General features: G+C 29.7%; 11 protein-coding genes. 1 reads left to right on the forward strand and 10 read right to left on the reverse strand.

The genetic code is table 11. The features are described 5' to 3' along the window. Positions 1 to 20: 20 nt before the first annotated feature. The 4 genes from J2Z43_RS04815 to J2Z43_RS04830 all read right to left on the reverse strand — a co-directional run bounded on the left by J2Z43_RS04815 (position 21) and on the right by J2Z43_RS04830 (position 4,342). Positions 21 to 896: a copper transporter gene (locus J2Z43_RS04815; RefSeq protein WP_209456086.1), complete on the reverse strand. Its 876-nt coding sequence runs from the start codon at positions 894 to 896 to the stop codon at positions 21 to 23. A 16-nt stretch (positions 897 to 912) separates the two neighbouring features. Further along, complete coding sequence (steA, locus tag J2Z43_RS04820) at positions 913 to 2,034, reverse strand: putative cytokinetic ring protein SteA (protein ID WP_209456087.1); 1,122 nt, start codon at positions 2,032 to 2,034, stop codon at positions 913 to 915. A gap of 236 nt (positions 2,035 to 2,270) precedes the next feature. Further along, on the reverse strand, positions 2,271 to 3,092 hold the full coding sequence (gene spo0A / locus J2Z43_RS04825; RefSeq protein WP_027701602.1) for a sporulation transcription factor Spo0A: 822 nt from the start codon (positions 3,090 to 3,092) through the stop codon (positions 2,271 to 2,273). Positions 3,093 to 3,223: 131 nt separating this feature from the next. Next, positions 3,224 to 4,342 (reverse strand): SpoIVB peptidase S55 domain-containing protein, encoded by a 1,119-nt coding sequence (locus J2Z43_RS04830; protein ID WP_209456088.1) that lies wholly within the window; start codon positions 4,340 to 4,342, stop codon positions 3,224 to 3,226. 194 nt (positions 4,343 to 4,536) lie between these two features. Here J2Z43_RS04830 and J2Z43_RS04835 point away from each other — a divergent pair, with 194 nt between their 5' ends. Beyond that, positions 4,537 to 4,995: a GNAT family N-acetyltransferase gene (locus J2Z43_RS04835; RefSeq protein WP_209456089.1), complete on the forward strand. Its 459-nt coding sequence runs from the start codon at positions 4,537 to 4,539 to the stop codon at positions 4,993 to 4,995. On the opposite strand, the gene J2Z43_RS04840 is transcribed toward J2Z43_RS04835, so the two are convergent. The 6 genes from J2Z43_RS04840 to J2Z43_RS04865 form a co-directional block, all read right to left on the reverse strand. Then, positions 4,992 to 6,497, reverse strand: coding sequence for a glycosyltransferase family 39 protein (locus J2Z43_RS04840; protein ID WP_209456090.1), 1,506 nt, complete (start codon positions 6,495 to 6,497; stop codon positions 4,992 to 4,994). The genes J2Z43_RS04835 and J2Z43_RS04840 overlap by 4 nt on opposite strands. Positions 6,498 to 6,527: 30 nt before the next feature. Beyond that, complete coding sequence (locus J2Z43_RS04845) at positions 6,528 to 7,472, reverse strand: glycosyltransferase family 2 protein (RefSeq protein ID WP_408631515.1); 945 nt, start codon at positions 7,470 to 7,472, stop codon at positions 6,528 to 6,530. 329 nt (positions 7,473 to 7,801) lie between these two features. Beyond that, positions 7,802 to 8,344, reverse strand: coding sequence for a glutathione peroxidase (locus J2Z43_RS04850; protein ID WP_209456092.1), 543 nt, complete (start codon positions 8,342 to 8,344; stop codon positions 7,802 to 7,804). Between the two features lie 156 nt (positions 8,345 to 8,500). Then, positions 8,501 to 9,049, reverse strand: coding sequence for a glutathione peroxidase (locus J2Z43_RS04855; protein WP_209456093.1), 549 nt, complete (start codon positions 9,047 to 9,049; stop codon positions 8,501 to 8,503). Between the two features lie 225 nt (positions 9,050 to 9,274). After that, positions 9,275 to 10,951, reverse strand: a complete 1,677-nt coding sequence (gene recN / locus J2Z43_RS04860) for a DNA repair protein RecN (RefSeq protein WP_209456094.1) — start codon at positions 10,949 to 10,951, stop codon at positions 9,275 to 9,277. A gap of 31 nt (positions 10,952 to 10,982) precedes the next feature. Next, the gene (locus J2Z43_RS04865) at positions 10,983 to 11,795 is read right to left on the reverse strand and encodes a TlyA family RNA methyltransferase (RefSeq protein WP_209456095.1); all 813 of its coding nucleotides are present in this window, start codon (positions 11,793 to 11,795) and stop codon (positions 10,983 to 10,985) included.

An 11,795-nucleotide genomic window follows, 5' to 3' on the forward strand; every position in this document is an offset into this window, starting at 1 on the left:
CATTCTCTCCTTAAATCTACTTAATCTTCTGAAGGAATTAAACTTTCTGCAGTTTTTGAAGTACCGAAGTTACCTATTTTATTTCCTTGTTTTAAAAGTGTTACTAGCGATATATTTCCGCTACCTTCATTTATGTTATCAATAGTTGCAACCTTCTTTTTAGAATAGAATTCTACATAAGATGTCTTTACATCCGAATTCTGCACCTCAACTATATATTTGTTTTGACCTTTAAAAGAATCGATTAAATAAGTATCCAACTTCCCAAAATCTTTTTCAGCGTTTTTTGAATCATCTCCAGCAGATAGTATTACAGAATCATAATTTAAATAAGTACTGCCTAAGTAGTTAAGCTTTATTACATCTAATTCTTGTAAATACTCCAGTTTTGTACTTGCATCTTCAGTATTTAGAGCATCTGTAATATATTTTACTGCCCCTTCTGTAGTACTCAAATCTACACCAACCTTTTGAGATACTTCCTTTAACTTAGCAGTTTGTTTAATAGAGTCTTTAAGAACAATATTAAATCCAACTTTCGCACCTGTCTTATCAAGGGTAGTAGTTATTCCTTCGCTGAAATCATAATTTTCATTTAATGTTATAATACCTACAGTTTTACCAGTTAATGTAGAATCTATTAATTTATCTACATTTTTATTGATAAAAGCAACTGCCCTGTTGTATTTTTCAGTAGATTTACTTAAATCACCTTTTAAAGAATCATTCTTATCCTTTAACAATTCGAATTTTTCATCTAAATCATTTATCATATTTGCTTGTTGTTCACTTAATTGTTCATTATTGTTTAGATTAAACCCTACTAGTATACCTATTCCTAAAGCTATAAATATAGCACCTATGGTAACAATGTAGTATTTCATATTAATATGCATTGTAATCCTCCTCTATCTACATCTGTAAAAGCAGTTTAAACTTTAACTGCATCAGTTGAATAAAATGTTGAACTCCCGGTGATAAATATGCGAGTATCAATACAGGGAATAAAGCTGTTGCAAGAAGTGCAATTATATATTTAAATTTGAGCTTACTTCTGTACAGTAAGTTAACTCCTTTTGCATCTATTAGCTTTGCCCCTATTTTTAGTCTAACTAAAAATGTACTTGCCATACCTTTTCTACCTTTTTCTAGGAAGTCAATCATATTGGAATGAGTCCCTACTGCTACTATAAGTTCTGCTTTGTATTCATATGCTATAAGCATAGCAATGTCTTCACTTGTACCTGGTGCTGGAAATACAATTGCGTCTAGCCCCAAATCTTTAACTCTTTCAAGTCCAGGTGCCCTACCATCAGGATAAGCATGTACAACTATCTCTTTTGCCTGTTTAAGAGCAAAATCACTTACACTATCCATATCGCCGACTATTACATCGGGATTGTATCCAAATTCTATTAAAGCATCTGCCCCACCATCTACTCCAACTAATACAGGTTTTACCTCTTCTATATAGGAGATCATCGTGCTTAAATCTTCTTTGTAGTCTTGACCTCTTACCACTATAAGTACATGTCTATTTGCATACTCTGTATTAACCTGTGGTATTTCTACTTCACCTAATATAAAACCTTTTTCTTTCTTAGCATATTCGATTGTATTATCTATAAATCTATCTAGTTCAAATGATAAGTTTTCATAGGCTTTCTTAATTTTTTCTCCAACAAGTTCTAAATTTAAAACTTCTCCTTCGCCTAATAATTCACCTTCTCTGTATATCTTCCCATCTATAACTTCGATAATTTGATCTTCATTTAATTCATCGAATAATTCTTCACCAATGTTATCTATGATTAATATATTGTTTTCAGTTAGTATCCCAGGGCCTTTATTGGGATATCTACCGCTTATAGAAGGAGCCGCATTTACAACAAGCTTTATTTTAGCTTCAACTAGAGAATTTGCAGCGACTTCATCAATATCAATGTGATTGATTACTGCTATATCTCCACTGACAAGTCTCTTAGCAAGCTTTTTTGTCTTCCTATCTACTTTTATTGGAGCTTCGACTCTCATTTTTAAACCTCCGCCATCAATTTTAAAATCACATTATATTATAGCATTAGTTAACAATAAAATAAATGTTTTAAGTATATTCGAGCTTATGTATACAATTTTCTACGTTTTTCTTCCTTAATTATATTTATCTAAAGATCATTTTAGTTTATTTATCTAAGTTTTTACTGTATTTTATGTTTTTATATATAAAAAAGAAAGTCCTCTAAAAAGAGGACTTTGCTATTACATTACAATTATTTAACCATACTGTGCTCTAATCTTAGTTTATCTGAAATCATAGCAATAAACTCTGAGTTTGTTGGTTTTCCTTTTGTGTTATGAACTGTGTATCCAAACAATTGATTTATAGTATCTACTTTACCTCTGCTCCACGCAACTTCTATTGCATGTCTAATGGCTCTTTCAACTCTACTAGGAGTAGTATTAAATTTCTTTGCAATACTTGGGTATAATTCCTTAGTTACCGCGCCTAAAAGCTCTACATTCTCTATAACCATCTTAATGGCTTCTCTTAGATATAAATAGCCCTTAATATGAGCTGGAACTCCTATTTCATGTATAATGTTAGTTATTTCTGTTTCTATGTTTCCAACATTCTTCACAAAATCACTTCTAGTCATTTGAGTTTCGTAATTTTGTTTTGGTTCAATTTTTACTGACTTGTTTGACACTAATTCTCTGATTCTATTTATAAATACAACAAAATCAAACGGTTTCACAATGTAGTAATCTGCACCTAAACTTATAGCGTTTTGTGTTATCTTGTCTTGGCCAACTGCAGATAAAACTATAATCTTAGGAAACTTTGCAATATCCATGCTGTTAAGCTTTTCAATTACACCTAATCCGTCTAAATGTGGCATTATAATGTCTAATACCAGTAAATCAGGTTGAGTCTTTTTAACTAAATCTAATGCCTCTATTCCATCCTTTGCGATACCTAAGACCTCGATATCATCTTCATTTGATAAATACTCATTTAATACTTGACAGAAATCCTTATTGTCATCTGCCAAAACTATCTTGATTTTTTCGTTCACTAAAAATCCCCCCATCAAAAACATTTAATTATACAGAAAAATCAAACTTCATACACTAAACTGGTTTATAATTATCATACTAGTATCTTTATTCGACACACATAAATTATATTCCTTCAAAGAAATAAAAAATTTTATTAGATTCTCTATAATTTTATCATTTCGTTAATTAAAATACCATAGCCCTTTTTAGAATCTTCTTTAGATACGTGTGTAACCGCTCCGATTATTTTGTTATTTTGTATTATTGGAGCGCCGCTCATACCTTGTACAATACCTCCAGTGTAATCAATCAAATTTTTATCTACTACATTTATTATGATCTCTTTATGATTTCCACGGGAAGTCACAATATCCTCTATTTTTATTTCAAAAGATGTTATATTTTTATTTTTATCTTCAAATAATATATAAGCTTTACCTTTTTTTACTTCATTTACATCTCCAACCTCCATAAGCTGCATTTCTTTATGCCCTAATTTCAAATCCTTACCTTTTTCACTTACAAATTCTCCGCTTATACCAATATCTGCGTTATTTAAAAATTTTCCAACAATATCAGAGTTTTCGTAGTCTCCTTTGATGTATCCAATCTTATCTTCTGTAGATTTTACAATTCTAATATTTTTAGGTCGATATATCCGTCCATTCCTTATTTTTAAAAGCTCATTTGTATCTGTATCTTTTATTGCATGTCCAATCGCTCCGATTTTGTTGTTTTCTGGATTGTAAAATGTCATTGTCCCAACTCCAGATATCTTATCTCTTACCCAAAGTCCTAATTTAAGTTTTTCTCCATCATTTTTAAGCTTAATATTTTCTTTTTTGTAAATATTATCTCTTTCAAATTTAACTTCCACCATATCGGGGTTTTTGTTTAATTTATTTAAATTCTTTAAAATCTCAAACACATCTTGACTATCTTTTACCCTCTCTTTGTTGATTTCTACTATATTATCCCCTATTTGTATTCCGCCAATATACTCAACATTCTCTTCTTCATAACCTATTACCAGTACACCGTCTGTATCTGCTTTGATTCCAATAATATTACCAAGTGGATACACAAATTTTTTATTCTCTTTTTTAAAACTGCAGACTTCTTTATCTTTTATTTTGTTATCTATAAAAGTTGTTAAATTGTTAAGGACAAATCCATTGTTATAATAAATATGTCCACAAACTATTATTAATGTAAATGTGATTATCGCCGTAAAAATTTTTATATTTACCAAAAACTTTTTATTGTACTTATTTTTTTTCATAGATTTATCACTCCCTAAGTTGTATACATTTATAATTCCTATTGGGGTGTCTATTTATTCAGTATAAATTTTTATTTTTATTGTATTTCTTTTGCTTTATATATTATTTTTTATATTTTTATTTTTTGCTAATTATAATGCAACAAAATTATTGATATAATAAAATATATAAGTATTTGAAAGGTGGTTAAAGTGTGGGCTTAGAGATAAGATATGCAGATAAGTGTAATTGGATAGATTTAATTAATTTATCTGTAAAAAACAATCAGTCTAACTTTATTGAGAGCAATCTTTATTCTATTGCTGAGTCAAAATTTGAAGAAGCTTGGAAAACTGTTGGAATTTACAATGATGATATATTAATCGGCTTTTCTATGTACGGAAAACTTGAAGACAACAGAGTCTGGCTCGATAGATTTATGATTGATCACAAATTTCAAGGAAGAGGTTATGGAAAATTATCATTGAAATTTCTAATAGATTCTTTATATAGAGAGTATGAATGCGAAGAAATTTATTTAAGTATTTATGAAGACAATATAAATGCTATTGAATTATATAAAACTTATGGATTTGAATTCAATGGTGAACTTGATACCAAAGGTGAAAAAGTAATGGTCTTGGATATAAAAAATCACCTCAAAACTTATTAGTTTTGAGGTGATCTAATTTTATCTATAAACTTAAAGATACAATCTAATCCGTAAAATGCTGTTATTATGATTACTGGCAAGAAACAGACTAAATATCTAGGTCTTGTTTCCCAAAGAATCAAAAATAGAAATACTCCAAAAATAGCTATAAGAAGCACTTTTATAAAATCAAACGACTTTTTGTAATAACCAATTGCTGCTATTAATATTCCAGACATTAAAACTGTATGTGAAATTTGACTTATGTAAACAAACACATCGTTATTACCTTCAACCACGTGATAGTAAAGGTCTGTTTTTTTAAAGGGTAGTCTACCTAATTTATTAGTAGAATAATATGTACCATCACCCCATGTTAGTGAAGTTTTTTGTTTTAAAAACTTGGTATATCCGCTTACTCCAAACTCTTTTAATCTACTTTTTATAACATTCTTATTATATTCAGCTGTTGCCTCTTTTCCATACTTTTCTTTAACTTCTCTTGACTTTGCTACATCATCTTCTGAATAACTTCCTACCGCTCCGCTAAGACCCATCATAATCCAATGAGTATATGGAAGTCCAGCATCTTTATATGAAACTGGTATATAAAGTGAAAAAATAGAATGAATAATAATACTACCTACGATAAAAGGTAGTAAGATGAAAGTCATCCTTTTTAATCCATCGAAAATACTCGATGTTAATAGTAAAAATATTATTATTGCAATTAGGCAAATTACTATGTTTGTTTTAAGGTTAGTACCTATAACTCCTAAAATACCGATTCCAATCAAATATAGTATCTTCCTATACTTAGAGTTTGCACTGTGTTTTATGATTTCATTGTATTTATAAAGCAACAAAAGCATTCCTACTGGAAAAAACATTGTAAGTGTATCAGTATATACAATTTGAGAATACGCGTATAAAGGAGTTATCGTCAGTGAAAACACACTAAATAATGTAGCTCTACTCTCTCCGAATATTTTATCTATTAAAAAATATGTTGTGAAAATCGATAAATTTATCATTAAAAGATTTAATATAATTCCAACTCTCAGAAATATCTCTTTATCGTTCGTAAAGATACTTACAAATTTATATATATATCCAAGGAAAAGAGTTGATCCTATATTATTTGGATATAAAAGGTAAAAATAGTCCGGTAGCATTTCTTTCCCAAGTGCAAATTCAAAAGCTGCATTATTAATAGCCCCATAATCCCAACTTAATCCTACTCTTAAGAAGATAATAAAGGCAATTTGTAAAAAAATCATAGTTATAATACTAAAAATCCTAATCTTAAAAAGTACATGCTCATCTAGTTTTACAAAGTATTTATCTAAAATATATAAAATCAATATTAGAAAAACACTTCCTACAAAAACTCCTATTGAATTAATCTTGAAGTTTTCAATACTACAATTAAATATAGCAATATAGACTATATATATAAAAGTTATTATAAACACTAATGTAAATAGCTTTAGTATACCTTCTCTAATAGTTTTATATTTCATTTTCTACTCCAATCAAATCAATTATTATTTCTAATTTCTTATGTATTTATCAACAATAAACTTTGGTCTATCCTTAGTCTCTAAATATATTTTTCCTATATATTCTCCAACAATCCCAATACACAAAATTTGTATACCACCAAGAGTCCATATTGATGCAACTGTAGTTGTCCAGCCTGTTATCGTATTTCCTATTGCCCATTGTATTAATGAGTAAATTAAAACTAGCAAACTACATATAAAAACAATAAATCCTACTGTTAGCACCATTCTTATAGGCTTTACACTTAAAGATGTTATGCCCTCACATGCAAAAGATATCATTTTCTTTAGTGGGTATTTAGATTCACCTGCAAAACGTTCATTTCTTTCATAATATACCTTATCAGACTTAAAACCTATTAGAGGTACAATCCCCCTTAAAAATAAGTTTACTTCTCTATAGTTAGAAAGTGAATCCACAGCCCTTTTGCTCATTAGTCTATAATCAGCATGATTATAAACAATATCTACTCCTAAAGAACTCATTACTTTATAAAACATCTGAGCTGTATTTCGTTTAAAAAATGAATCCTTCTTTCTACTGTTTCTCACTCCGTATACAACATCACAACCTTGAATATACTTTTCAATAAATTCATCTATTGCATCTATATCATCCTGTAAATCTGCATCCATAGATATAACTGCATCGTAATGCTCTTTTGCTGTAAGTAAACCTGCTAGAAGAGCATTTTGATGTCCTCTATTTCTAGATAGTTTAATCCCTTCAAACAAGCTTTCCTTATCATTTAATTCTTCAATAATTTGCCAAGTACGGTCTTTACTACCATCATCTACCATAACCACCCTACTAGAGTCAGAAATCTTATTATTTTCTATGAGATAATTCAACTTGATTTTTAATCTTTTTGCTGTCTCATTAAGGACCTCTTCTTCATTGTAGCAAGGTATAACAAAGTATATCGTATTCAAACTTAACATCCTCCTTAATTTTAAATTTGTTTATCATTCCATGAATTATTATTTGTCAGTTTATACAAAACTAAAGCGTAAGAATTCTAATTTAGATTAAGATAAAAAATATAAAATAAAATTGTATTTTTATTAAAATTTCTTTGTTATATAATTCCTTAAGTATATATTATATCACTCTTTTTAATCATATTTAACCAATTTTTAACAAAAAATAATACACAAATTTATTCTTTAAATAAAATCTGTGTATTAATATAATATATATCTAATTTTTTATATTTAATAATTTTTTAGCTCTTAATTATATACAAAAGAATTTGTGAAACTTACAGTGCACTTTTGATATCTTTTTCTATACTTGATGGATCAACAGTTGGCTCGAAACGAGCTATAATATTACCCTCTCTGCCTATTAAAAACTTAGTAAAGTTCCATTTTATTGAACTGTCATTATACTCATCTTGATATGTTTCTCTAGCAATTCCATCAAGTAAATCAGCCATTTCTCCTGTTCCAAATCCTTCAAAAGTTGTATTATCAGTTAAATATTTGTAAAGCGGATCTTGGTTTTCGCCTCTTACTTCTATTTTTTGAGATAATGGGAATGTAACTCCATATCTTATTGAACAAAACTCTTTTACATCGCTGTTGCTTCCCGGCTCTTGTCCATTAAATTGATTACATGGAAATCCTATCACTACTAAACCTTGATCTTTGTACTCCTTGTAAAGTTTTTCTAGACCTTCATATTGAGGAGTAAACCCACACTCACTAGCTGTATTTACTATTAACACTACCTTGTCCTTAAAATCTGCAAGAGATGCTTCTTTACCTTCTATTGTTTGGTATTTAAAATTGTAAATCGACATATTTTCCACCATTCCTTTTAATTATATTTTTTATGATCTATTTTCTTCATTATGTTATTTCTTATTTTCTATCAGCCTGTAATAACTTATATACCCAGGAATTTTATTTTGTAGCACATTTTTAAACTTTTATTATATTTCAGACTTCTATCACTTTTATTTCTTAAGGTATTTATTAATAATAGGCTCCATACTTTCGGGAGTAGCAGTAGGTTCATATCTACCTATTATATTCCCCCCTCTATCTATCAAAAACTTAGTAAAATTCCATTTGATAGAATTATCGCTATATTCTTCTTTGTATTTTTTCTTGAGCGCCAATCCTAATCCTATAGCTTTTATTCCTTTTCCAAATCCTTCAAATGATGTGTTATCAGTTAAATACTCAAAAATAGGATCTATATTTTCGCCTCTAACTTCTATCTTCTCAGAAAGAGGAAATGAAACTCCATATCTAATCTTACAAAATTCCTCAACCTCAATATTACTTCCCGGCTCTTGTTCAGCAAACTGATTACAAGGAAATCCTATTACCACTAGCCCCTGATCTTTGTATTCTTTATACAATTTCTCAAGCCCCTCATACTGAGGCGTAAAACCGCATTTGCTGGCTGTATTTACTATCAATATAACTTGTTCCTTGAAATCTGATACTGATACGTCTTTCCCATTTATATCTTTAAAACTGAAATCGTATATAGACATACTTATTCACTCCTATCAACTTTTTATACTAATCATTAAAAATAATAAATAATTATTATATATTAACTTTTAAATATTTTTAACGATTAGCTATACTCAATACTTATACCCATTTATCACAAATCAAATAATAATTTCATTCAATCAAAGAATTTATAGTTTTACATTAAATAAAAAAATAGAATATAAAATCAATCTAATTTAGAATGATTTTATATTCTATCCTTACTTTCTAGCCGTCTCTATAATCTCATTTGCATGGTCAATAGTCTTCTCAGTTATCTTACTTCCAGCAATCAACCTAGCTATTTCATCGACTCTGCTGCTTTCATCGAGCTTTTTAATATTAGTAAACGTCCTGTTATTTTGTATATGCTTTTCTATACAGAAATGTGTTGTAGCATTTGCTGCAATTTGCGGAAGATGGGTTATACATATTATCTGCTTTTTGAGAGAAATATTTGAAAGCTTTTCGCCAACTATTTGAGCTGCTACTCCACTTATACCTGTATCTATTTCATCAAATACCAGAGTATCGGTTCCGTCTATATCCGCTAAAATAGTCTTAAATGCAAGCATAAATCTAGACATCTCTCCTCCAGATGCAACTTTATTTATTGGCTTCATATCTTCACCTAAGTTGAATGAAACCATAAACTCAACATTATCTTTACCCTCATATGTAAATACACCTTTAGAAAACTCAACCTTAAATGAAACATGTTTCATATTCAAGCTGTCCAGTTCAACTAATAAAAGTTTCTCCAATTCAAGCGCCAATTCTTTTCTGGCAGTCGTTAAGTCTGCAGCTTTTACTATGAGATCTTCTTCCAGAGCAGCCAACTCTCTTTTTAGCTCCTCAACTCTTTCATCTCTATTTATTATCTCATCTAATCTACATACAATCTTGTCGTAATACTTCAGTATATCTTCTATTGTATCTCCATATTTACGTCTTAAATTATTTATCTCGTCTATTCGTATTTCTACTTGCTCAAGTTCATAAGGTTCAAAGTTTATATGTTCTTTATAATCCCTAATCTCAGAAGAAATATCTTGCAATTCGTACATTATTCTCTCAACATCATTGCTGTACTCTTCTAATTTAGTATCGTATTGAGCTATATCGTGCAACTCTTTGGATACTACTCCAATTAAATCTACAATATTAATCTCTCCATTGTGAAGTCCTTCGTAACTGAGGTTTAATTTATTGTAAATTTTTTCGCTATTTCTATATACATCTCTTTTTTTTAGAAGTTCTTGATACTCACCTTCATTTAAATTTGCAGACTCTATTTCATTGATTTGAAAATTTAGTAAGTCTATCTCTCTTTGAATCTGCATATCATCTTTATTCTCAGTTAAAATATTTAAAGATCTTCTTACTTCACTGTATTTATTGTAAATAGATCTGTAGTTATCTTTATACTTGTCGAGATAATCGCCACCGAATAAATCTAAGAACTCAATATGAGTTTCTACATCTAGTAGGGCGTTATTTTGATGCTGTCCGTGAACATCAACCATCATCCCAGTTATGTATTTAAGAGTAGATATTTTAACCGTTCTTCCATTGATTCTTGCTGAGCTTTTACCATCTGAGAAAATCACTCTAGAGACTATGATCAAATGGTCATCTTCTACATCGATTTCATTCGCTGCTAAATAATTTAAGATCTTTTTGTTTTCTGTATGGAATACTATCTCAATAAGCCCTTTATCAGTTCCTTTTCTCAGAAAAGATCTATCATATTTACTCCCAAGAGTTAGGTTTAGTGCGTCAATTATAATTGATTTACCTGCACCTGTTTCTCCAGTAAGTATGTTTAACATTTCATCTAGACTAAGCCTAAGTTCTTCTATCAAGGCACAATTTCTCATGTACATCTCAAGGATCAAAATATAGCCCCCTTTAATATCCTACTTATAACTACTTATCCATCGTATGTGACTTTTCAACAATTTCTTCTATCTTGATTTTATATTTTTCCTCATCAAACATATTCTTTGCATCTGTGCTCTTTAAATGAATTAAATACTCTATATTTCCCTCAGGCCCTTTAATAGGTGAGAAGTCCAACTCAAGTATCTCAAATCCGTTTTCTAATGCAAATCTCGAAACCATATCTATTACTTCAATATGAGTTGATTTCTCTCTAACTACGCCTTTTTTACCTACTTTTTCACGACCAGCTTCAAATTGTGGCTTTATAAGAGCTACTACTTCTCCTCCTTCTCTTAAAAGTTCCTTTGCTTTAGGAAGAACTAGCTTTAGTGATATAAATGATACGTCTATCGATGCGAAATCAGCAGGCTCACCTATATCTTCTAAAGTAACATATCTTATATTAGTTCTCTCCATACATACAACTCTCTCGTCTTGTCTAAGCTTCCAAGCAAGCTGTCCGTAGCCAACATCTATAGAAAATACTTTTGTTGCACCATTCTGGAGCATACAATCTGTAAATCCTCCTGTGGATGATCCTATATCCATACAGACTTTGTCCTTTAGTGTAAGATCGAAGTTTTTTAAAGCTTTTTCCAGCTTTAACCCTCCTCTGCTTACATATGGAATTGGATTTCCTTTTACTTCTATTTTAGAATCTATTTTAACTTCTGTGCCTGCCTTATCACATCTCTGATTATCGACGAATACAAGACCTGCCATAAGTGATTTTTTTGCTCTTTCTCTACTGTCGAAAAAACCTTGCTCAACTAGTAAAACATCTATTCTTTTTTTCAT

This window comes from Metaclostridioides mangenotii (genome assembly GCF_017873185.1).
GTDB classification, from domain to species: Bacteria; Bacillota; Clostridia; order Peptostreptococcales; family Peptostreptococcaceae; genus Metaclostridioides; species Metaclostridioides mangenotii.